Origin of the sequence: Pseudoalteromonas sp. 120-MNA-CIBAN-0494, from assembly GCF_040308885.1 — a bacterium.
Lineage (GTDB): Bacteria > Pseudomonadota > Gammaproteobacteria > Enterobacterales > Alteromonadaceae > Pseudoalteromonas > Pseudoalteromonas nigrifaciens.
This window is the reverse complement of record NZ_JBEOOE010000001.1, coordinates 41,564-65,631: the sequence shown is the minus strand read 5'-3', so window position 1 is coordinate 65,631 and position 24,068 is coordinate 41,564. Positions and strand designations below refer to the sequence as shown.

The following is a 24,068-nucleotide window of genomic DNA, read 5'->3' as shown; positions in this document are numbered from 1 at the left end:
CTAATTAGAACCACGATTGTACAGCTCGTAAATTTACTTTTCGATGCTAAGCGGTAATACAGTTGTAAAGGATAAATATAATAAAATGGCTATAAAAAAACATTTGGTAGTTTCAAGTTTATTGGGTGCAAGCTTTGCAGCCCTAGGCCAAAACTCCTTTATTGTTGAAGATCTCAAAGTTGAAGGTTTACAGCGTGTAGCACTGGGTGCTGCATTAACGCATATTCCTATTAACGTGGGCGATAATGTTGATGAGTACACGATTTCAAAAACAATCAAGTCTCTCTACCGCTCAGGTCACTTTGACAATATAAAAGCGCTACGCGACGGTAATAACGTTGTTTTTAAAGTAACTGAACGCCCAACAATTAGCTTTATTGAGTTTGATGGCAATAAAGATATTAAAGATGAGCAGCTTAATCAGTCACTTGATCAGCAAAATATTCGCCAAGGCGAGCCACTAGATAAAACCGTTATTGATAATATAGAAAAAGGCTTAACTGAATTTTTCCATAGTATTGGTAAATACAACGCTAAAGTTGATATTAGTATCACTAAACTGCCGCGTAACCGGGTTAAACTTAAATTAAAATTTGATGAAGGTGATGCTGCATCAATTCGTCAAATTAACTTGGTAGGTAATGAACTTTTTTCTAATGAAGAGCTATTACAACTGGCTGAGTCGCAACAAGACTTACCTTGGTGGCAGTTTATGGGCAGCGACCGCTACCAAAAACAAACCATTGAAGGCGATTTAGAAAAAATTCGTAGCTTTTATTTAGACCGTGGTTACCTACGTTTTAACATAGACTCTACCCAAGTGTCGGTTAGCCCAGAGCGTGAGTCTGTATACGTTACAGCTAACTTAACAGAAGGGGTTAAATATAAAGTTAAAGGTTTTGACTTTATTGGTGACTTACTTGGTCGCGAAGACTTAATTAAAAGTGTTATTCCACTACGAGCGGGTGAGTTATATAACGGCTCAGTGGTTACCTCTTCAGAAGAATTTATAAAAAGCTACTTAGCGCGTTTTGGTTATGCCAATGCTGAAGTACGCACAATTCCGCAAATTGATGACGAAAATCAAGAAGTACAACTAACCTTATCGGTTAACCCTGGTAAGCGTGTTTATGTGCGCCGGATTATTGTTGGTGGTAACCAAAGTACTGCAGATGAAGTGCTACGCCGCGAAATGACACAGCTTGAAGGCGCATGGTTATCTAACCAAAGCTTAGAGCGTTCAAAATTACAAATTCAGCGTTTACCTTATATGGAAAAAGTTGATTTTAACGTTGTGCCAGTCCCAGGTGTTGATGACCAAGTAGATGTTGATTTTACGGTTAAAGAGCAGTCGGCTGGTAGCTTTAATGCCGGCTTAGCGTATGGCTCATACCTAGGCTTACAGTTTAATATTGGTGTAACAGAATCTAACTTTTTAGGTACTGGTAATCAAATAGGCTTTAATATTAATACCTCGCGTGGTTCTGAGCGTGTGAGCGTGTCTTATACCGACCCATACTTCACGCCAGATGGCGTATCGCAAGGTAGCAGTATTTTTTACAGTAACTACGATGCAAGTAAGTTTAGTTTGATCGACTATAAGTCGAAAAGCTATGGATTGGGGACTAATATAGGCTTCCCAATTGATGCGGTTAACCGCATTAACTTTGGTGTTCGTTGGATTCAAGAAGAGCTTTCAGATATTGCAGAGTACGAGCAAACGCGTGTACTGCGTGAAACCTTCTTAGACCAAGACAACCCAGATGCTGGTTTTGACTTTACTAAATATGAGTTAAGTGCTGGCTGGTCTCGCGTTACGGTAAACCGTGGTTTATTCCCAACAGCGGGCTCACGTCAAACCCTAAACTTAACAGCAACAACGCCGAATTCTGACTTAAAATACTTTAAGTTAAACTATGATTCGCGTTTTTACTGGCCAATATCGAACGACCATCGCTGGGTGTTCTCAACCCGTGCGGCGTTAGGTTACGGTAATGGTTATGGCTCAACTAACGGCTACGACCAAGTACTGCCATTCCAAGAATACTTCCGTATTACTGAAATGGAACTACGTGGTTTTGACCGAAATACAATTTTACCACGCGCAATTGCACGTATACCGCAATCAATTCCGGGTACACCTTTACCAGATGGCTCAACCACAGGTAATATAGGCGGCTCATCTGAATTTGATGTGCTAGTACCACAAGGTCGAATTGGTGGTAATGCTAAAGCGGTAGCAGGTATGGAATTAATTGTACCTACACCGTTTTTAGATGAAGAAAATACCAGTTCAGTACGTACCAGTTTCTTTGTTGATGCTGCTAACGTATGGGATACCGAGTTTAACGTAGACCGTTACCAAAATTTAGCAGCCGATGAGCGAGCTAAATTAGATGATTACTCTGATCCAATGCGTTTTAGGGTTTCAACCGGTTTATCATTACAGTGGATCTCTCCAATGGGTCCAATGCTGATTAGTTTTGCGTATCCATTGCAAAAAGAAGAAGATGACGATACGAAGACCATCAGTTTTAATATTAGTAACAGCTTTTAAAGGAGTTTTTTGTGAATAAATTATTTAAATCAACGGCAGTAGCTGTTTTAGCAACACTTATGATGGGCACCTCGGTAAGTGCATTTGCACATAAAGTAGGTATTGTAGACATGCAAGAAATCTACAAGCAAATACCACAAATGGCTAAAATTGAGCAATCTCTACAAACTGAGTTTGCAGAGCGCCGTCAAGAGTTAGAAAAGCTACAAGGCGATATTCGCTTTGAAGCTGAAAAGTTCAAGCGTGAAAGTACCACTATGAGCCAAGCGCAAAAAGATAAACTGCGTGACAAAATTCAGGGTATGCAAAAAAACCTTGCTGAAGTAGGTCGTCCTCTTGAGCAAGAAATTAAAGCACGCCAAAACCAAGAGCTTGCAAAAGTGCAGGGTTTAATTATCAAAACAATTGAAGACATTGCTAAAGATGGCGACTTTGATGAAGTTAAAGTTAAAGATACAACTATTTACTTTAACCCTAAAAAAGTAACTGATCTTTCTAATAAAGTAGTTGCTGCAGTGAGTAAGAAATAATTAAGTTATGCAAAATTATACGCTTTCGCAAATAGCGGAACTTCTAAGCGCCGAGCTGCAAGGTGATGGCGCTTTAGAAATAACAAAAATAGCAACACTTGCACATGCCCGCTCAGGGCATATTGCATTTTTAGCGAATAAGAAATATCGCTCGCAACTTGAAGTGACTCAAGCCAGTGCTGTCATTGTTAGTGAAGCAGATGCTCCTTACTTTAACGGCAATAAACTAATAGTTGCAAATCCGTATGTAAGTTACGCCAAGCTTGCGCAATTAATGGATACGACGCCACGCTCTGCCGCAACAGGCATTCATCCAAGCGCGGTTGTTCACCCAAATGCGACAGTAAGTAAAAGTGCCGCTATTGGCGCTAATACGGTAATTGAAAGCAATGCGATAATTAACGATAACGTACAAATTGGTCCGAACAGTTTTATTGGTGAAGGTGTTAAAATAGGCTCAGGCACTAAGCTTTGGTCGAATGTAACTATTTATCATAATGTTGAAATTGGCTCAGATTGTTTGTTGCAAGCCAATAGCGTTATAGGTAGTGATGGTTTTGGTTATGCTAATGAGCGTGGGCAATGGATTAAAATTCCTCAGCTTGGCTCTGTTATTATTGGTGATAAAGTTGAAATTGGCGCAAGTACTACAATTGATCGTGGTGCACTTGACGATACTATTATCCATAGTAATGTAATTATTGATAACCAATGCCAAATAGCACATAACGTTGAAGTTAACTCAGGCACAGCTATTGCTGGTTGTACTGTACTTGCTGGTAGCGTCACCATAGGTAAAAACTGCCAAATTGGCGGCATGACAGCAATTAATGGTCACATGAGCGTCTGTGATGGTGTTATAATTACGGGTATGAGTATGGTGACAAAATCAATCACCGAGCCAGGTATCTATTCATCTGGTATACCTCATACTACAAACAAAGAATGGCGTAAATCAATCGCTCACTTGCGTAACCTTTCTGAAATGAAAAGCCGTATTAAAGCACTTGAGCAATTAAATAAGCCATAAACGTTGAACACTAATGAGGATGCTATTTTGGCAAACGAATTAAATAGCCTTGATATTCAAGAAATTTTAAGTTTATTACCGCATCGCTACCCGATGTTATTAGTTGATAGAGTAATTGACTTTACACCTGGCAAATCTTTGCATGCTATTAAAAATGTGACTATAAACGAACCCATTTTTACCGGGCATTTCCCAAATCAGCCAATTTTTCCGGGTGTATTAATATTAGAAGCCATGGCTCAAGCAACTGGGTTACTTGGCTTTAAAACGGTTGAAAACCGTAGCGAAAATGAATTGTATTTGTTTGCAGCTGTAGATAATGCACGTTTTAAAAAACCAGTACTTCCTGGTGATACTATGCATTTACATGTTGAGTTTTTAAAAGAACGTCGTAATTTATGGAAGTTTGCAGCAGAAGCAAAAGTCGATGGCAAGCTAGTATGTAGCGCCGAAATTATGTGTGCGAGAAGAGAGTTTTAATTGTGATTCATCCAACGGCAATAATCGAACCAGGCGCGACACTAGGCAGCAATGTTTCAGTGGGACCATATAGTTATATTGGCAATGATGTTGTCATTGGTGATAACTGTATTATTGAGTCTCATGTTGTAGTTAAAGGCCCATCAACTATCGGTTCTGGAAATCATATTTTTCAGTTTGCGTCGGTTGGTGAAGCATGCCAAGACAAAAAGTACAACAACGAACCAACATCGCTCACTATTGGTGACAATAATATTATTCGTGAATGCGTTACAATTCACCGTGGCACAATTCAAGATCAGGGCGTAACCATTATAGGTAGTAATAACCTGTTTATGGCCTATACCCATGTTGCTCATGATGCAGTGATTGGCGATAATGTTATATTTGCTAATAACGCCAGTGTAGCAGGGCATGTACATATTGGTGACTGGGTTATTCTTGCGGGCAACTCAGGTATACATCAGTTTTGTAAGGTAGGCGCACATGCATTTGTAGGCATGTATTCAGCTATTAATAAAGATGTACCACCATTTGTTACCACTATAGGTATACCTGCAGGTCCAGTTGCAATTAATACTGAGGGCATGAAACGCCGTGGTTTTCAAAGCGATGAGATAATGGCTGTACGCCGTGCTTATAAAGTATTTTATCGTAAAAGCCTAGGTGTAGATGAAGCAATTGAGTCACTTAGCGAAGATGCGCAAAAGTATCCAGCAGTACAGTTAATGATAGATTTTGTTAAAAGCTCAGAGCGCGGTATCGTACGATAAACGCCTTTTAGCTTATATAAAAAACCACCTAAGAGTAATCGATGGTGGTTTTTTATTGCTTATTATTTATAATTATTAGTGAGTAATTCAGGATCAGCTCAGGCAAGTAGCTGTAGGCTAGTAGCTAATTATATCAATTACATAAGCTATTAAATGATACTTAAAAAACTCACTGTTACTTTTATTGCTATTATCCTTGCAGGTTGTAGTAGTCAACCACTTGTAAAATCAAGCTCAGGGGAGCTGACACAGCTTGGCAAAGCATCATTTTATGCCGATAAATACCAAGGAAGAACCACCGCAAATGGCGAACGCTTTGATCAGCAAGCAGCAACGGCAGCACATCTTAAGCTGGCCTTTGGTACTAAAGTGAAAGTAACAAACCTAGCAAATAATAAGTCGGTAATAGTGAGAATTAACGACCGAGGTCCTTATATACGCGGGCGTATTATAGATTTATCAAGCAGTATGTTTAAAAAGATAGCCGACCCTAAAGTCGGCGTTATTGATGTACAAGTTACCGTAATAGATAAAGCGAATTAAAAACGGATAGTAAGTGACGTGTAAGCAGGATCGCTAAGTAATTGCTGATGGGTGCCTTGTGCTATTACGCGCCCATCCTCTAACCAAATAATATTATCCATATGTTCAAGCAGGGCTGGATCATGGGTAATAGTAAGCACACTGGCGTTACTCATAACTTGCATAATGGCATGCATTACACTTTGTTTAGATTGATTATCTAGCCCTTCTGTTGGCTCATCAAGCACTAAAATAGCGGGGTTTTGCAATAAAGCCTGCGCAATCGCAATCCGCCTCGACTGACCTTGTGATACATTACGCCCACCGGTACCTAAGCGGGTATCTAACCCCGATTTTAACTCAGTAAACCACGGGCTAAGTTGTGCATGCGCTAGTGCATCTAGCATTTGCGCTTTAGTTGCATTAGGCGCTGCATAGCATAGGTTTTCTTTTAAAGTGCCATCAAAAATATGATGCTGTTGAGCCAAAATATTAATTAACCTTGCTCGATTATCATTACTTAATAAATGCAAATCAACGCAGTTGCCTTGCTCACTCAAGGTAATATTGCCTTGTTGCAGTGGCCATAAACCGGTGAGTAAGTTAACTAAGGTGGTTTTACCGCTGCCGCTTCTACCAACAATGGCCACTTTTTGCTGCGGCTTTAGCTCAAAACTCACGTCATTTAATGCTGGGTGTTTATCGTAACAATAACTAATGTTCTTAAGTGTTAGTGAGGGATTTTGCAAAGCCAAATTATTATTTATAGCGGCATCATATTGCGTATTAGCATTTGCGGCTTTATCTTCAAGCGTAAATAAACGTTCAGCTGCTTTTAACACATTTGGTAATTCAATAAACGCATTTGGCAGGAGTAACACACTCTCAAAGCTGGCGAGCACAAATAGGCTTAGCATTGCCAGCTCAACATTAACCATGGCATTACTGTAAACCAGGGGCGCTATGGTCACAATACTTGCGATCATGGCCAGTTGTACAACTAATAAACTTAAACCATCGGTATTAGCCAGCGCCTTGTGGCGAATAAACAGTTGCTGATTATACTGCTCGCTTAAATCATCGCACTTAGCAATTTGCTGCTCCCGAGCTTGGTAAATACTTAGTTCTCTAAGGCCGGTTAAAGTATCGGAAAGCTCAGAGCGCAGCTGTGCACTTAACTGTGTTTCTTTGTGGCTGTTTTTATTTAATTTAACGCTAAGAAAAGCAGGTAAAACGACGCCAATCAGAACAATGCCAGTAAAACAAATAAGTGCGACATCGGCGTTGTATGCCGACATAAACAGCATAATAATAGGCACGCTTAATAGCGCAACTAACATAGGTAATAATACGTTTAAGTAAAACTTATCTAGCGCGTCTACATCATTTTGGAGCCGATTAACTAAATCGGCGCTGCGGCTCATTGCTAAGTCAACATTATTGAGTTTACTGAGGGTAGAGAACACACTAACGCGAATTTCACTTAGCATTAAAAACGTAGCATTGTGAGTTACTAAGCGTTCGCCATACCGTGATGCGGTGCGTACAATCGCTAAAAAGCGAATAGTACCCGCAGGAGTAAAGTAATTCATTTGTGTACCGGCAAGACCGGCTGCTGCCATTGAGGCTAAAAACCAGCCCGATATAGCCAGTAACCCCACATTAGCAAGTACTGTAATAGTGGCTAAAAAGGTACCCAACAACATGGCTTTGTAGTGAGGCCGGCACAGTTTTAGTAAACGAATAAAGTTATGCATTAACTGCTCCTTGCTGGGCTGTTTGCAGTAAAGTGGCAAATTCACCAGCTTCAGCCGCTAAGCTATTAAAGCAACCTTGCTGAGCTATTTTGCCATTGTGCATTACAATAAGTTGCTCAGCATTTTTGACCGTATTGAGCCGATGGGCAATAACCAGCACTAAATTATGTTTTGCATAATCAGCTATAGCATGTTGAATAACTTGCTCTGTTTCGCTATCAAGGTGCGCGGTAGGCTCGTCAAGTACCAATATAGGTGCTTGTTTTATAAAAGCACGGGCAAGGGCAATACGTTGCTTTTGACCACCAGAAAGCCCCTCACCTTGCTCGCCAATTAAAGTATTAAAACCATCAGGCAGTGCCTTTATAAAATCCAAAGCACCTGCTTGCTTTGCTGCATGTTCAAGCTCTTGTAGTGTTGCATTAGGCTTAGCTAATTTAATATTGGCAGCAATAGTGTCGTAAAATAACGTGGCTGATTGCGGTATCCACGCAATGCGATTTTGTAATTGCCCAATATGTGCAGTACTTAAAATTTGCTTATTAATACTTATATGCTTAATTACCTCAGGGTGAAACCCTAATAAGCAATCAAATAGGGTACTTTTACCAGAGCCACTGGCACCAACAACGGCAATTAACCCTTTATTGGGGAGAGATAAGTTTATATTTTTTATTCCTTCGTCACTATTTGGGTAGGTAAAGCTAAGGTTATTAACAGTAATTGAGCTTATAGTGGCACTAATGTTGTCAGTAGTGTGTTCACTTTGTTGCTCAGGCAATGGGGCATTTAAAATAATTAGCATGTCGGCGGCGGCACTTATACCTTGCAAGCGCGCATGATAGTGGCTGCCTAATTGACGCAGCGGCAAATAAAATTCAGGCGCTAACAGTAAAACTACAAAACCAGTGGCAAAATCAAGTGTGCCAAAAAACAATCTAAAACCAATAATAACTGCCACTAATGCCACACTAATGGTCGCTAAAAACTCCAATGCAAATGATGATAAAAAAGCAATTTTTAATACGCTAAGTGTTGCGTGTCTAAAGTCATCAGATATTTTAGCAATTTGTTTTAGCTCTAAGCTAGTTGCGTTAAATAGTTTAAGTTGGGTAAGCCCTTGTACGCGATCAAAAAAGTAATTCCCTAATACCGCCAGTTGTTGCCAGCGTTGTTGATTAAGCGCTTCGGCTTTTGAGCCCACTAAAATCATAAAAAAAGGAATGAGCGGGGCAGTTAATAAAAATATTAGCCCAGCTTTGTAATCTGTCGGAAAAATAACGATTAATATAGCCAGCGGAATAAGCGCACTGTAGGCAACGCCAGGTAGGTACTTAGCATAATAATCGTGTAGCGCTTCTACACCATTGTGCAATGTATTGAGGGTAGCACCTTGGCCATGTTGCTCTACATAGCTTGGCCCAAGTAGACTGAGCTTATTAAGTAGGGTTTGGCGCATTGCCGACTTTATTTTAAGTGCAGCATAAGCGCTAAAGCGTTCACTTAGTGCTAAAAATACCGCGCGAAGCAAAATAATACCGGCCAAAGGCCATAATAAGTAAGTGATTTCAGCCAAGCTTTGCTGTTCAAAAATTACATTATGAATAGCCTGAGCAAGTAAATAAGCCCCTGCAATCATGAGTAATGCGTTAACAGTACCCAGTGCAATGCTAAGCTTTAATAGCATTGCAGCGGGTTTACTTTGACGCTTTAAAAAAGCGCGCAAAGACTGCTGTTGCGCGCGATCAGGGCGGGTGTTAGTCGTCATTTTTAGTTGTGTTAGTCTCTTTTAATAAATCATGCATTACTTGCTCGTCATCAGCAATACTGTCTTTATTTTGCTGAAACTCATACCACATTACATTTATTACACCTAAGGTACAGGCTAAAAGTACACCTAAAATCCAAGCGAAATACCACATAGTTTAGTCTCCTTAGTAGCTACCGTGAGGGTTGTTTTCTATTTCTTCTACCGTAACGCGGCGCCACATTTTTACGTAACACCAGATGGTGTAAGATAAAATAATTGGCACAAAAATAACTACGGCAACAAACATAACGTTAAGCGTCATATGGCTCGACACCGCATCCCAAATAGTTAAACTAATATTTGGGTTATTACTCGATGGCATAATAAAGGGGAACAGTGATACGCCTGCCGTCATAATAATGCCTATTAACATTAAGCTTGTTGAAGCAAGCCCTAATGCGGGTTTATTTAATTTAGAGAACAACAATGCACTGAGTGCCATTGCAAACGCTAAAATAGGGAAGGTCATAGTCCAAGGGCGCTCACTGTAATTAGTTAGCCAAGCACCTTGCGCAGTTGTAACTACTTTTGCCAGTGGGTCGGCATGGCTTTGTGTATCCGGCATAGATACAATTTGATAACCCGTTAAATTAGCAACCCAAAAACCAGCTGCTGCAAATAGCACAATAAATAGAATAAGTGCATAACGACCATATTGCCCTGAGCGCTCTGCAACTAAGCTAGCAGTACGCAGTTGTAGCCACATACCTGCATGAGCTATTAACATAGTAATACTAATTACACCTACTAACAGTGCAAATGGGTTGAGTAGTGCAAAGAACGAACCTTGGTAACTTACTCGTAAAAAATTATCAATGCTAAAAGGCACACCTAAAAAGAGGTTACCAAAGGCCACACCAAATACTAATGCAGGAATGGCACTGCCAGCAAATAGGCCCCAGTCCCAGTTATTACGCCAGCGTTTTGAATCTACTTTACTGCGGTAATCAAACCCAAGTGGTCTAAAAAATAATGCAAACAATACCAGCATCATAGCAAAATAAAAGCCTGAAAAAGCCGCTGCATATACCATAGGCCACGCGGCAAATAGTGCACCACCGGCGGTAATAAACCATACTTGGTTGCCATCCCAATGCGGGCCAATAGTATTAATAACGGTGCGGCGCTCTGAATCAGTTTTACCCACTAGGCGCAGCAGCATAGCAACGCCCATATCCATGCCGTCGGTAATTGCAAAGCCAATTAGCAGTATGCCTATGATCAACCACCACAGCATTTTTAATGTTTCATAATCAAAAATCATGATTGCTCTCCTCTACCTTCAGTGGTGTTATTAGGTAGTTCAAAGTGATACTTACCGGTATGTAGTGAGCTTGGGCCTTGCTTAATAAAGCGTAGCATTAACCAACCTTCAACAATGGCTAAGCCGGTATAAAATACAATAAACCCAGTTAAGCTAATTAAAATATCGTTTACCGTTAGCGTAGAAGTTGCTAAAAAGGTTGGTAATATTTCAGAAATAGCCCAAGGCTGGCGACCATATTCAGCCACAATCCAACCAAATTCAATGGCTATCCACGGCAGTGGAATACTTAAAACAGTAGCCCATAACAGCCAACGTTTTTGCTCAATAACTCGCTGCGCGTTATAGTAAAAAGCAAGAATAAACACACCCAGCATTAATACGCCACAGCCAACCATAATACGAAAAGACCAAAACATTGGGCCCACTTTAGGAAAAGAGTCTTTAACTGCTTTTTGAATTTGCTCTTCTGTGGCATCTACTACATCAGATGTATAACGCTTCAGTAATAGGCCGTAGCCTAAATCGTCTTTTAGGGTGTTAAATTTAGCGACGTTTTCAGGCGTGTCATCACCAGCGCGCAGTTTTACTAGGTATTCGTACGCAATCATACCGTTACGAATTCGCACTTCGTGTTGTTTTTCTAGATCGTTAATACCGGTCACTTGCTCATCGAGCGAGCGAGTTGCAATAAGCCCTAATGCATACGGGATTTTTACAGCGCCGTGAGTTACCTGCTTTTCTGAATCTGGGAAACCTATAAGTGTAAACGCTGCTGGAGCTTCTTCGGTATGCCATTCTGCTTCAATGGTGGCCAGTTTTACTTTTTGCACTTCGCCTACTTCATAACCCGATTCATCGCCGAGCAAAATAACACAAAAAATAGAGGCTAAACCAAAGCCAGAGGCGACTGAAAACGAGCGTTTAGCAAAGGCTAAGTCGCGTCCTTTTAAAATATAATAACCACTAATACCGAGCACAAACATAGATGCAGCAACATAACCTGCAGATACGGTATGAATAAATTTAACCTGTGCTACAGGGTTAAATACCAGCTCTGCAAAGCTGGTCATTTCCATGCGCATGGTTTGGTAATTAAACTCGGCACCTACTGGGTTTTGCATCCAGCCGTTGGCAATTAAAATCCATAACGCCGACATGTTAGTACCAATTGCCATTAAAAAGGTAGCACCTAAGTGCTGGCGTTTAGAGAGCCGGTCCCAACCTAAAAAGAACATACCCACAAAAGTTGATTCTAAAAAGAATGCCATTAACCCTTCAATAGCAAGGGGAGCCCCAAAAACATCACCTACGTAATGGGAGTAATAAGACCAGTTGGTACCAAACTCAAACTCCATGGTAAGACCCGTAGCCACACCAATTGCAAAGTTAATACCAAACAATTTTCCCCAAAACTTAGTCATATCGCGATAAATTTCACGGCCGGTCATAACGTAAACCGATTCCATAATAACTAAGATCCAAGTCATACCTATGGTTAAAGGTACAAATAAGAAGTGAAAGAGGGCGGTAACAGCGAACTGCAATCGCGATAGATCCACAAAGGTTTCATCTATCATGTTTAGCTCCTAATATGTGATGTAGTTACAGCACAAAGCAATAATTTGACGGGTGCGTTGATTTTATAAGGTTTCAGTAATTACTGAAAGTTACATTAGTATTTACTTTTGACCATTTGAAGTCAACATTTATATTAGCAAAACGCAATATAAGCGGTTAGTGCTTAATCAGTATCAAAAGCATACAGTACCTGGGCTATTTTTAGCAAATTTAAGCACTTAGTTTTAAGCATTTAATCCAATACGAAAACGCGGTAAACTAGTTTCAATTAACGCCCAGAGCCTGTTAACCCATAAAGGCAAACAGGCCCTAGTTTACGTGTGAAAAAAATCAAATGAATAAAGATCAAAAACAACTACGAATTGGTATTGTGGCAGGTGAACTGTCGGGCGATATTTTAGGTGAAGGCTTAATTAAAGCACTTAAAAAGCATTTTCCCGATGCGATTTTTGAAGGTATAGCGGGCCCTAAAATGCAGGCGCAAGGCTGTAACACGCTTTACGACATGGATGAGTTGTCGGTAATGGGGTTGGTTGAAGTATTAGGGCGCCTACCGCGCTTGCTTAAAATACGTAAACAACTGGTGCAACATTTTATTGATAACCCACCTGATGTATTTATTGGCATAGATGCGCCCGATTTTAACTTGCGCGTAGAAAAACCCCTTAAAGACGCCGGAATTAAAACAGTACAATACGTAAGCCCCTCGGTTTGGGCATGGCGAGAAAAACGCATTCATACCATAAGTGCTGCTACTAACTTAGTGCTTGCATTATTACCGTTTGAAAAAGAATTTTACGACAAGCACCAAGTACCTTGTACATTTGTAGGGCACACATTAGCAGACGATATAGCGCTTGAGCACGACGACAGCAAAGCCCGCAAAGAGCTAGGTTTAAGCCCTGATGATAAAGTACTTGCCCTGCTACCTGGTAGTCGCGGCTCAGAAGTAGGCTTATTAAGCGAAACCTATATTAAAACAGCCGTGCAGTTACAAGCGCAAAACCCAGCACTTAAAATTGTGGTGCCATTGGTTAACGCCAAACGCAAAGCGCAGTTTACTGAAATTTTAAATGCTACTGCGCCAACGCTTAAAATTAGTTTGCTGGATGGGCAATCAAAACAAGCTATGCAAGCAGCCGATGCTATTTTATTAGCGTCGGGTACTGCCACGCTTGAGGGCATGCTGTATAAAAAGCCCATGGTAGTGGGTTATAAAATTAAACCACTGAGCTATTGGATTTTTAAAACCTTATTTACCTTTAATATAAAGTATTTTTCATTGCCGAATTTATTGGCCGATGAAGAACTCGTACCCGAGTTTTTGCAAAGTGAGTGCAATGTAGCTAATTTAACGCAAGCACTTACGCCTATGCTAAATACCGATAACCAAGCATTAAAAGCACGCTTTTTAGCGATCCACAAAAAAATTAGGTTAAATGCCAGCGAACAAGCAGCCAATGCTGTAGCGGAGTTAATAAATGCAAATTGAACGACCCAATGTAGCCCTTATTGCCGGTGTTGACGAAGTAGGGCGTGGCCCCCTTGTTGGCGACGTAGTTACTGCTGCCGTTATTTTAGATCCCTCAAAGCCTATTGCAGGTTTAGCAGATTCAAAAAAATTAACGGATAAAAAACGCCAAGCGCTTGCCATTGAAATTCAAGAAAAAGCATTGTGCTACGCGTATGGTCGTTGCAGCCCAACAGAGATTGATGAACTAAATATTCTGCACGCCACTATGCTTGCCATGACTCGCGCAGTAGAGGGGCTAAGCACGCAACCTGAATTTGTATTTATAGATGGCAACCGCCTACCTAAGTTAACCATGCCAGCGCAAGCAATAGTAAAAGGCGACAGCTTAGTAGCCGAAATTTCAGCCGCTTCTATTTTAGCTAAAGTAGCGCGCGACAACGAAATGGTAGAGCTAGATAAACGCCACCCAGAATATGGTTTTGCAGGGCATAAAGGCTATCCAACCAAAGCGCATTTTGCAGCACTTGAGCAATATGGCGCAATAAAGGAGCATCGTAAAAGCTTTAAACCAGTGCAACGTGTATTAGCGCAAGCCAAGGGTGAGGCGTAAACATGGCAGCTCCAGATTTTGTTCACTTAAGAGTTCACTCTGATTTTTCGATGGTTGATGGCCTTGCCAAAACCAAGCCAATTGTAGCCAAAGCACAAGAACTACAAATGCCGGCAATTGCTATTACCGACCAAATGAACTTATGTGGCTTAGTGCGTTTTTACGAAACAGCCCACAGCACAGGTATAAAACCTATAGTGGGTGCTGACTTTTGGCTACGCAGCCCTGAGTTTGAAAACGAGCCAAGCCGCATTACTATTTTAGCAAAAGACAATCAAGGTTATAAAAACCTCACTTTATTAATATCTAAAGCATATCAGCGCGGGCATGTATTTCATCGCCCGGTGATTGATCGTGATTGGCTAATAGAACTTAAAGCCGGGTTAATAATACTCTCTGGTGCAAAAGACGGTGATTTAGGTAAAGCGTTATTAAAAAATAATCCGAGTGTTATTGAATCGGTTGTTAGTTTTTATAAACAGCATTTTAGTGATAACTACTACCTTGAGCTGGTGCGAACTAATCGACCGCTTGAAGAAGATTACTTGCACATGGCGGTAGAGCTTGCTGCTAAAGAGCAATTACCCGTTGTGGCCACTAACGAAGTGGTGTTTTTAAAACCAGAAAACTTTGAAGCACACGAAATTCGCGTGGCTATTTTTGATGGTTATACACTGGATGATAAACGCCGCCCTAAACGATTTTCAGAAGAGCAATACTTAAAAACGCCAGAGCAAATGGCTGAGTTATTTAGCGACATTCCAGAGGCATTACAAAACACCGTAGAAATAGCCAAACGCTGTAATGTAACGGTGCAGCTTGGCACTTACTTTTTGCCAGATTATCCGACCGGCTCACTTAAAATTGAAGACTTTTTAGTTAAGGTGTCACAAGACGGTCTTGAAGAGCGATTGCAGTTTTTATTTCCTGATGAGCAAGAGCGTAAAGAAAAACGCGTTGAATACGATGAGCGTCTAGATATAGAGCTTGGTGTAATTAACGAAATGGGATTCCCAGGTTATTTCTTAATCGTAATGGAATTTATTCAGTGGAGCAAAGATAACAATATTCCAGTTGGCCCTGGGCGTGGGTCAGGTGCAGGATCACTGGTAGCCTACGCGCTTAAAATTACCGACCTTGATCCATTGGAATTTGACTTGCTGTTTGAGCGGTTTTTGAACCCAGAACGTATTTCAATGCCCGACTTCGACGTCGATTTTTGTATGGATAGGCGCGATGAGGTGATTGATCATGTATCGGCCTTGTATGGGCGTAACGCGGTATCGCAAATTATTACCTTTGGAACCATGGCGGCAAAAGCGGTAATACGCGATGTTGGCCGAGTGCTAGGTCACCCGTACGGTTTTGTTGATCGTATTTCAAAAATGATCCCAGGCGATCCTGGGATGACACTTGCCAAGGCATTTGATATAGAGCCACGCTTGCAAGAAGCCTACGATGGCGACAATGAAGTAAAAGATTTAATCGACATGTGTCGCATTCTCGAAGGGTGTACACGTAACGCCGGTAAGCATGCGGGTGGGGTAGTAATATCGCCCACCACAATTACCGACTTTGCTGCTCTTTATTGCGATGACGAAGGTAAGTTTCCGGTTACTCAGTTTGATAAAAACGATGTAGAAACTGCCGGTTTAGTTAAGTTTGACTTTTTAGGCTTACGAACGCTGACTATATTGCAGTGGGCGCTCGACATGACCAACGAGCGCTTAGCGCGCACCGGTAAAGAACCAGTAGATATTAATACTATTCCGTTGGATGATAAAAAGAGTATTGACTTACTACTGCGCGCCGAAACGACTGCGGTGTTTCAGCTAGAATCAAGGGGCATGAAAGACTTAGTAAGGCGCTTAAAGCCCGACAGCTTTGAAGATATGATTGCTTTAGTAGCCTTGTTTCGACCCGGTCCGCTGCAATCGGGCATGGTAGATAACTTTATCGACCGAAAATTAGGTCGCGAAGAAATCTCATACCCCGATGCGCAGTATCAGCACGAAAGCTTAAAACCTATTTTAGAGCCAACCTACGGCATTATTTTGTATCAAGAACAAGTAATGCAAATAGCCCAAGTATTAGCAGGCTATACACTAGGCGGCGCCGATATGCTGCGCCGTGCTATGGGTAAGAAAAAGCCCGAAGAAATGGCAAAACAGCGTTCAACATTTGAAGATGGTGCGCGAAATAACGGCATTGACGGCGAACTAGCAATTAAGATCTTCGATCTGGTAGAAAAGTTCGCAGGTTATGGTTTTAATAAATCGCACTCCGCTGCGTATGCATTAGTGTCGTATCAAACACTGTGGATGAAAACCCATCATCCAGCAGAGTTTATGGCTGCGGTAATGTCGGCCGATATGGATAATACCGACAAAATAGTTATTTTGGTGGATGAATGTGAAAACATGAAACTCACCTTGCTCCCGCCTGATGTTAATGCAGGCGAGTTCAAATTTACAGTAAACCTGCAAGGCGAAATTGTTTACGGTATTGGCGCTATTAAAGGAGTAGGTGAAGCACCTGTAGATGCAATTTTAGAAGCACGCGCTAAGGGCGGACCATTTAAAGATTTATTTGATTTTTGTGCCCGTGTTGATTTAAAACGCTTAAATAAACGTGTAACCGAAAAACTTATTTATTCAGGGGCACTTGATCAGCTAGGCCCTGAAAAAACTCAATCAGGGCGCGCCACGTTATTGGCAAGCTTAAAAAGTGCCATGCGCGCCGCCGATCAGCACAATAAAGCAGAGTTATTAGGGCAAAGTGATTTATTTGGCTTATTAGCCACTGAACCCGATGAAGTAGAGCAAGCCTTTATTAAAGCCACAGGACTCACCGATAACGAATGGCTCGATGGCGAAAAAGAAACCCTTGGTCTTTATTTAACCGGTCATCCAATAAATCAATATCGCCGCGAGCTAAAATATTATACCAGTGGTAAATTGGTCGATTTACAGCCTACTAATCGCGATGTAGTATCTACAGCTGCAGGGCTTGTAATTTCGGCCAGAGTGCTTATTAATAAAAAAGGAAATAGGTGGGCATTAATAACTTTAGATGACAAGAGCGCCCGCATTGATGTACGCTTATATTCAGATGAGTTTGAAAAATACCAAGATATGCTCCAAGTTAATAATATTTTGGTGATATCTGGACAGGTCAGCTTTGATAACTTCTCTGGTGGTATTACAATGACCGCCAGAGAAATAAACACCATTGCTCAAGCGCGTGAAAAACGTATTAAAGCGATTAAAATGACGCTGAACATGGTGCAAGTCGAGGCAGGTTTCTTCGATAAATTACAAAAAGTACTCGAACCATATAAAATGGGAACGTGTCCGATCAAGGTTTATTACCAACGCCCAGATGCATTGGCGCAATTAACCCTAGGGATCGAATGGTGTGTTACGCCAAGTGACGACTTAATTCATAAGTTATCGCTAATGGCAGCGCAAGATGTAGAACTAGAATTTAACTAATTAGGTAGTTTAGAGCATGAGCCTCAATTATCTTGATTTTGAGCTTCCGATTGCAGAATTAGAAGTGAAAATTGAAGAATTACAAAATGTAAGCCGCGCTGGCGAATTAGACCTTGAATTAGAAGAGGAAGTCAGCAAGCTAAAAGAGAAAAGCGACCGATTAAAAGAGAAAATATTCTCTGAACTTGGCGCTTGGCAAGTATCACAGCTGGCACGTCATCCGTTGCGTCCTTATACTCGAGATTATATCGAGCGTATTTTTACGGAGTTTGACGAGTTTGCAGGTGATCGTACTTTTGCTAATGATCCGGCAATTTTAGGTGGTATAGCGCGTTTAGATGGCGAACCAGTAATGGTTATTGGCCAACAAAAAGGCCGTGGTACCGCTGAAAAAATTAAACGTAACTTTGGTATGCCAAAGCCTGAAGGATACCGTAAAGCATTGCGCTTAATGGAAATGGCTGAGCGTTTTAAAATGCCAATTATGACCTTTATCGACACCCCTGGAGCTTATCCTGGTGTGGGTGCTGAAGAGCGTGGCCAGTCAGAAGCTATCGCCCGTAACCTTAAAGTAATGGCCTCTTTAAAAGTGCCAACTATTTGTACGGTTATTGGTGAAGGTGGATCGGGTGGTGCGTTAGCAATTGGTGTTGGCGATCGTGTTAACATGTTGCAATACAGTACTTACTCAGTAATTTCACCTGAAGGGTGTGCATCTATTTTATGGAAAAGCGCCGATAAAGCCCCACTTGCTGCTGAAGCTATGGGTGTAACTGCTAAGCGAGTTAAAGAGTTAGACCTAATTAACAACTTAGTAGATGAGCCATTAGGTGGAGCGCACCGTAATTATGATGCTATGGCACGTAATTTAAAAGTGCGATTAAAGCGTGACTTAGCCGACCTACAAGCACTTTCGCTTGAAGAGATGCTTGTTCAGCGCTACAAACGCTTAATGTCGTTTGGTTATTGCTCTTAAATTCTTTTAATAATTAGCAATAAATATTTAAAAAAGCCGCTTATGCGGCTTTTTTGTTTTAAAATGGCTAAAATCAAGTACCTAAAACTTAGGGTCTGTTTATCTTTCAAGGTTAAATTTACAGCAGTGTGTTTGGTATTTAGGCAAGGCAGAGCCTATGTGGTGTGGTTATTCCCCATAAATAGGCGATAACGTAGGATCAATGCCAAACATGCGCTGCCCGAAGGGTTCTGCCTAGGGGCGATTGACTCTTTGTTGCCTACATGGATGTAGGTAAGGGGCGTGAGCAGGACGCGGAAGCTTTGCTCGGTTTTTACTTAGCCCACTAGGTTACAAACCTCGCGCCGTGATTAAATCGCCCCTAGTTTGAATGAATTTTAATCCGCAAAGGTCAACCAGACCCTAGTATTTTAAAATTATTGGCTAAATTATCTGGAGCTCAGGTTAAATTAATGCACACATCGCTTATTTATCAACAAGTAAAACAATCATTGGGTCAATATATTGAGCAAGGTCATAGGGTGTTTACTGTGGCACTTTCTGGTGGCGTTGATTCTGTGGTGTTACTGCATTTAATGCATGCTTTACGAGTGCAGGATCCTGCACTGCAAGTTTCTGCTATTTATATACACCATGGTTTGAGCCAGTATGCCGACGACTGGCAGGTTTTTTGTCAAACCCTGTGCAATGAGCTAAATGTGCCATTTCAAACGGCTAAAGTAAATATAGAGCAGCAGTCACGCACGAGCCTAGAGGCGCAAGCGCGCGATGCTCGTTACCAAGCATTAGATGAGCTAAGTCCACATGGCAGCATTATTTTACTTGGGCAACATTTAAACGACCAAATAGAAACCTTTTTACTGCGCTTAAAACGTGGCTCGGGTTTAAAAGGTTTAGGTGCAATGCAGCGCGAGCGCACTTTAACCAGCGGCCGATTATGTTTCAGGCCGCTGTTAGCGGTAAAACGCAGTGATATAGAAGCCTTTGCGGCGCAATATGCACTTAACCATGTTACCGATGATTCTAATACTGATGAGCGCTTTGAGCGTAACTTTATGCGCCAGCAAGTTGTGCCAATATTAGCAGCGCGCTTTAATGGTTTTGAACAATGTACCGCTCGCAGTATTAGTTTACTGCAGCAGCAACACGCTTTACTCAACGAATATACTCACATTGATTTAACGCAATGCGTTAATTCTCAGCAGGCGTTAAATATAAGTGCTATTGCCAAATTTACTCCTATTAGAACAGCCAATGTAGTACGTGCATGGCTAGAGCTATTTACTCATGTATTACCATCGCAAAAGCAGCTGGAGCAAATAATTAATCAGGCTATTGCAGCTAAAAGCGATGCACAAATGCTTATTGAGCTTAGTGATGGACAAATACGCCGCCATCAAGGGCATTTATATTTTGTTGTACCAAGTACGCAAATATTAAACAACACACTAATTACTCGCAGTGAGCTAAAGCTTGCCGATGGTCGCTTACTAAAAAAACACAGTGGCGTAGGAGTCAGAGCGCCAACTGCAGATGAGCAAGTAAGCGTGCGTTTTAATTGTAATAGTGCGCGCATCAAACCTTTAAAAAAACCAGGAAGTAATACACTCAAGCATTGGTTTAAAGATGCAAAAGTGGCTCCTTGGCTGCGTGCTAATGTGCCGTTAATTTTTTATAATGATGACCTAGTACAAGTGGTAGGCTATTTTATAAGTGCTAACCATAGTGATGAAAACGGTATTTATTGGGAGTGTAAATAATGAGTAAGGAGCCGCATGTAGGCTTATCGTTAGTAAATAAAGCACCACAAGGTATGCTAATTACAGCGGTTATTGCTGTGCTTGCTAATTATTTTTTAACGCTTGATGTAGTGACATTAGGCTGCGCTATAGCGGGTGGAATAGTGTGCGCTAGTATTTTACTGGCTTATTGGTTAGGTAAAGGTGGGCTGTTTTTTATTTTAGGAGTGAGTGTACCGCTGTTGTTAGTGTTATTTACGCCACTTGCTAGTATTGCTGCATTACTTAATTTACTCAGTGGTTTCTTTTTTGGTTTTTGCATTGCGTTGGTTATGTATAAATTTTTATCGGCAAAGTTGCTCCCTAAGTAGGTAGACTTATTAAAACTACTTAGGCAGCAATAAAAAGCCTAGCGGGGGAAGCTAGGCTTTTTATTTACAACAATATTAACCGCTGTACTTAATATGCTTTGGCGCAATTTCGTCCCGCTGCTTTGGCTTTATATAAACCTTTATCAGCTCGCGAAAAAACATCGTTTTCGGTGTCTTGGCTACTCGCTAAAGTAAAGCCAATACTGGTAGTAACTAAGTACTGCGCCATTATTTTTGAGTTTTTAACGCGTTGCATAATGCGCTCAGCTATTACTTTATTAGTAGTAAACTCAGGATCTTCAATGAGTATTGCAAATTCATCGCCACCAAATCTAAATACAGAGTCAGTGCCTCGAATAGAGCCATTAAGTACTAAGGCAAATTCTTTAAGTACATCGTCACCCACTTTATGACCAAAATTATCGTTTACTTGCTTAAAACTGTCTAAATCAAGCAACATTAAACTAAATGGGCGCTGGTAACGGCGGCAGTTTTCAAGCTTTTGCAGTAAGGTGTCATTAAATTGACTTCTATTGCTTAGTCCAGTTAATGCATCTTTTGTGGCAAGTTTTAATACCCGGTTATACATTATCGCATTACGTAAAGGGTAGAGCAGCGCACTATGAAAATATTGTAGTTTTTTTTCTATGGCCACACTCAGTGGGTATTTACTAAAGTATATTAATTGCCCTAAATTACTGTTCTCTACATTTAAATCAAAGGTATAAGAAAGCGTATCAATATCGCAATCAGGCGTTTGCACTGTACCTAGCGCAGACTTGAACTGTATACCTGAAAAATTTAGCAGTTGTTTTGCAAATTTTGCGTAAATAGCTAATATATCTTCGAGTATTAAACTGGTTTGTAATTTTGCAGCTAGCTCTTGCGTTGCTGCCGGTTCATTTTTACGATAATGCTCAGCCGAAAACGGCAAAAACTCTCCGCGTCCAGCAATACGTTGTGTCAATATATGCACATTTTCCATTCAATTATTCCCCCGAGTATATGATCTTATAATACTAAGCGAATTTTATGCCACATTTAAAAACTGGCCGATAAATTGATGATTGCTATAGTTAAGCATGGCTGTTTTTATAAGTAACGAGGTAATATTTGCAAAATATTAATACTCAAATTTTTACTTTATTAGTCGCTGCTGTCTTATTTGTATGGATTTTTAAGCGCGTAGGGCTACCTCCTATATTGGCTTATTTAGCAACAGGGGTTTTAGCAGGTAGTCACAGTGTTGGCTGGATGACGCAAACTCACGAAATGGATTTAGTAGCTGAACTAGGTATAGTATTTTTATTATTTAGTTTGGGGCTCGAGTTTTCTATTTCGCGCCTAATGGCAATGCGCAATATAGTATTTGGCTTAGGATCATTGCAGGTTGTAGTAACCAGTACAGTGCTTATTGTGATTTTATATTGCTTAAACTTTAGTTTGCTCACCAGTTTTACAATTGGCGTTATTATGATGCTGTCCTCAACTGCTGTGGTTGTTAAGCTATTAAAAGAAAACGGAGAGTTAAATCAACGCCGTGGGCAGCTCGCCATTGGAGTGCTTTTATTGCAAGACATTGCGGTTGTGCCTTTACTGATTATTTTACCTTTATTAGCCGCTACCGGATCGCAAAGTATTAGCTGGGCGTTAGCAGTAGCACTCACTAAGGGGGCGTTTGTTTGTTTACTACTTTGGGCTATAGGTAAATGGATTTTGCCTAAAGTATTTAATGAAATTGCGTTAGTACGTACCGACGAGCTATTTATGCTTACCACTTTGCTGGTAGCTTTATTTGCTGCCTTACTCACCTACTCATTTGGTTTATCTATGGCACTGGGCGCTTTTTTAGCAGGCATGATGCTAGGAGAAAGCCATTACCGGCACCAGCTTGAAGCAGACATTAGGCCATTTAGAGATATTTTAATGGGGTTGTTTTTTGTCACTGTCGGCATGCAGCTCAATGTAATGTATGTGCTTAATAATAGCTTACTTATTATTGGCGCATTAGTTGGGTTATTAGTATTAAAAATAGCGGTAATGGCAATAAGTGCTCAGCTAATGGGCGAGCGAAAACAAGACGCGCTAGCATGTGCATTTATGCTATGGCAAATGGGGGAGTTTGGTTTTGTACTTATAGCGCTAGGCGCTCAGCATCAGTTACTAACTAATCAGCAAGTATCGTTTTTAATTGCTTTAGGGGTGCTTTCTATGGCGCTTACGCCCTTTTTAATTGATAAAACACCTTTTATTTTAAAGCGTATTGGCGTGCTAGATCGTGCAAGCCAAGCGTGGGAAAGTGAACCTAAAAGCAGCACACTGTATAGTGATCATGTCATTATTTGTGGCTTTTCACGGGTGGGGCAAACGGTTGCACGTTTTTTAAAACCAGAAGCCATTGATTATATAGCAATAGAAAGTAATCCAATTTTAGTTCAAGAAGGTAAAGCGGCTGGTGAGCCTATATTATTTGGCCATGTTAAACAAAAAGATATTTTAAAATGTGCGGGAGTAGAGCGAGCACGTTTAGTCATTATTACCTTTACTGAGTTTGAGCAAACGCAAATAGTAATAGATGCAATCAAGCAAGTTGCCCCAGAGGTAAAAATACTAATAAGAACCAAAGACGACAGTCAGCTGGAGCGTTTAAAAGAACTGGGGGTTACCGAAGTTGTGCCAGAAACCCTTGAAGCTAGCTTAATGTTGGTTTCGCATGTTTTGTCTATGTCGGGGGTACCAATGAGCCGTATTATTCGCCGTGTTAGCACCGAAAGGCATAACCGTTATCAATTATTGCAACGCTTTTTTACCGGTGAGTACCTTGATGTAGACGAAGACGCGCATGAACGCCTTGAATACTTGCATGTAATAGCGCTACCCGATAAAGCTTTTGCGGTTAATAAAAGTATTGCGGCGCTTAATTTAGCAAAACGAAAAGTGTCTATAAAAGTACTGCGCCGACAAAATAATGAAATAGAGAACCCATCAGCTCACACTATATTACTAGCCAACGATATTTTAATACTGCAAGGTAAACCAAGGCGCGTAGAGCGAGTAGAGCATTATTTATTTGATGGTATTGAGTAAGTTACTTAGATGA

General features: G+C 40.9%; 19 protein-coding genes. 13 read left to right on the top strand and 6 right to left on the bottom strand.

The window, feature by feature from the left end; all coding sequences use genetic code 11:
• Positions 1–85 precede the first annotated feature (85 nt).
• The 6 genes from bamA to AAEY55_RS00280 all read left to right on the top strand — a co-directional run bounded on the left by bamA (position 86) and on the right by AAEY55_RS00280 (position 5,913).
• Positions 86–2,557, top strand: coding sequence for an outer membrane protein assembly factor BamA (gene bamA / locus AAEY55_RS00305; protein ID WP_011328686.1), 2,472 nt, complete (start codon positions 86–88; stop codon positions 2,555–2,557).
• Between the two features lie 11 nt (positions 2,558–2,568).
• Positions 2,569–3,087 (top strand): OmpH family outer membrane protein, encoded by a 519-nt coding sequence (locus tag AAEY55_RS00300; protein ID WP_041454497.1) that lies wholly within the window; start codon positions 2,569–2,571, stop codon positions 3,085–3,087.
• 7 nt (positions 3,088–3,094) lie between these two features.
• Positions 3,095–4,117, top strand: a complete 1,023-nt coding sequence (gene lpxD / locus AAEY55_RS00295; RefSeq protein WP_011328684.1) for a UDP-3-O-(3-hydroxymyristoyl)glucosamine N-acyltransferase — start codon at positions 3,095–3,097, stop codon at positions 4,115–4,117.
• 27 nt (positions 4,118–4,144) lie between these two features.
• Complete coding sequence (gene fabZ / locus AAEY55_RS00290) at positions 4,145–4,597, top strand: 3-hydroxyacyl-ACP dehydratase FabZ (protein ID WP_011328683.1); 453 nt, start codon at positions 4,145–4,147, stop codon at positions 4,595–4,597.
• Positions 4,598–4,599: 2 nt separating this feature from the next.
• Entirely contained in the window at positions 4,600–5,370 is a 771-nt protein-coding gene (gene lpxA / locus AAEY55_RS00285) for an acyl-ACP--UDP-N-acetylglucosamine O-acyltransferase (RefSeq protein ID WP_011328682.1), read from the top strand.
• Between the two features lie 153 nt (positions 5,371–5,523).
• Positions 5,524–5,913 (top strand): septal ring lytic transglycosylase RlpA family protein, encoded by a 390-nt coding sequence (locus tag AAEY55_RS00280; RefSeq protein WP_089368555.1) that lies wholly within the window; start codon positions 5,524–5,526, stop codon positions 5,911–5,913.
• On the opposite strand, the gene cydC is transcribed toward AAEY55_RS00280, so the two are convergent.
• Genes cydC through AAEY55_RS00255 form a run of 5 tightly spaced genes read right to left on the bottom strand, consistent with a single transcriptional unit; the run spans position 5,910 to position 12,303 of the window.
• The gene (cydC, locus tag AAEY55_RS00275) at positions 5,910–7,649 is read right to left on the bottom strand and encodes a thiol reductant ABC exporter subunit CydC (RefSeq protein WP_350549551.1); all 1,740 of its coding nucleotides are present in this window, start codon (positions 7,647–7,649) and stop codon (positions 5,910–5,912) included. The genes AAEY55_RS00280 and cydC overlap by 4 nt on opposite strands.
• A complete protein-coding gene (cydD, locus tag AAEY55_RS00270; protein ID WP_350549548.1) occupies positions 7,642–9,417 on the bottom strand; it encodes a thiol reductant ABC exporter subunit CydD in 1,776 nt (591 codons plus the stop codon). Before cydD ends, cydC begins: the two co-directional genes overlap by 8 nt.
• A complete protein-coding gene (cydX, locus tag AAEY55_RS00265; protein ID WP_011328678.1) occupies positions 9,407–9,571 on the bottom strand; it encodes a cytochrome bd-I oxidase subunit CydX in 165 nt (54 codons plus the stop codon). The genes cydD and cydX overlap by 11 nt, the downstream gene beginning before the upstream one ends.
• Before the next feature lie 12 nt (positions 9,572–9,583).
• The gene (gene cydB / locus AAEY55_RS00260) at positions 9,584–10,723 is read right to left on the bottom strand and encodes a cytochrome d ubiquinol oxidase subunit II (protein WP_089368552.1); all 1,140 of its coding nucleotides are present in this window, start codon (positions 10,721–10,723) and stop codon (positions 9,584–9,586) included.
• On the bottom strand, positions 10,720–12,303 hold the full coding sequence (locus tag AAEY55_RS00255) for a cytochrome ubiquinol oxidase subunit I (RefSeq protein ID WP_011328676.1): 1,584 nt from the start codon (positions 12,301–12,303) through the stop codon (positions 10,720–10,722). Before AAEY55_RS00255 ends, cydB begins: the two co-directional genes overlap by 4 nt.
• Positions 12,304–12,638: 335 nt before the next feature.
• On the opposite strand from AAEY55_RS00255, the gene lpxB reads away from it, so the two are divergent.
• From lpxB to AAEY55_RS00225, 6 genes are all read left to right on the top strand, one after another.
• Positions 12,639–13,796, top strand: coding sequence for a lipid-A-disaccharide synthase (gene lpxB, locus AAEY55_RS00250; protein WP_011328675.1), 1,158 nt, complete (start codon positions 12,639–12,641; stop codon positions 13,794–13,796).
• Positions 13,786–14,388, top strand: coding sequence for a ribonuclease HII (gene rnhB, locus AAEY55_RS00245; RefSeq protein ID WP_011328674.1), 603 nt, complete (start codon positions 13,786–13,788; stop codon positions 14,386–14,388). Before lpxB ends, rnhB begins: the two co-directional genes overlap by 11 nt.
• Before the next feature lie 2 nt (positions 14,389–14,390).
• On the top strand, positions 14,391–17,882 hold the full coding sequence (gene dnaE / locus AAEY55_RS00240) for a DNA polymerase III subunit alpha (RefSeq protein ID WP_089368550.1): 3,492 nt from the start codon (positions 14,391–14,393) through the stop codon (positions 17,880–17,882).
• Between the two features lie 16 nt (positions 17,883–17,898).
• Entirely contained in the window at positions 17,899–18,858 is a 960-nt protein-coding gene (gene accA, locus AAEY55_RS00235; RefSeq protein WP_350549544.1) for an acetyl-CoA carboxylase carboxyl transferase subunit alpha, read from the top strand.
• Between the two features lie 452 nt (positions 18,859–19,310).
• A complete protein-coding gene (gene tilS, locus AAEY55_RS00230) occupies positions 19,311–20,618 on the top strand; it encodes a tRNA lysidine(34) synthetase TilS (protein ID WP_089368972.1) in 1,308 nt (435 codons plus the stop codon).
• Complete coding sequence (locus AAEY55_RS00225) at positions 20,618–20,968, top strand: hypothetical protein (protein WP_182677449.1); 351 nt, start codon at positions 20,618–20,620, stop codon at positions 20,966–20,968. The genes tilS and AAEY55_RS00225 overlap by 1 nt, the downstream gene beginning before the upstream one ends.
• Positions 20,969–21,056: 88 nt before the next feature.
• On the opposite strand, the gene AAEY55_RS00220 is transcribed toward AAEY55_RS00225, so the two are convergent.
• Complete coding sequence (locus tag AAEY55_RS00220; protein ID WP_182684241.1) at positions 21,057–21,953, bottom strand: GGDEF domain-containing protein; 897 nt, start codon at positions 21,951–21,953, stop codon at positions 21,057–21,059.
• A gap of 128 nt (positions 21,954–22,081) precedes the next feature.
• Between AAEY55_RS00220 and AAEY55_RS00215 the strand changes: the two genes are divergently transcribed.
• Positions 22,082–24,055, top strand: a complete 1,974-nt coding sequence (locus tag AAEY55_RS00215; protein WP_089368547.1) for a cation:proton antiporter — start codon at positions 22,082–22,084, stop codon at positions 24,053–24,055.
• Positions 24,056–24,068: the final 13 nt, after the last annotated feature.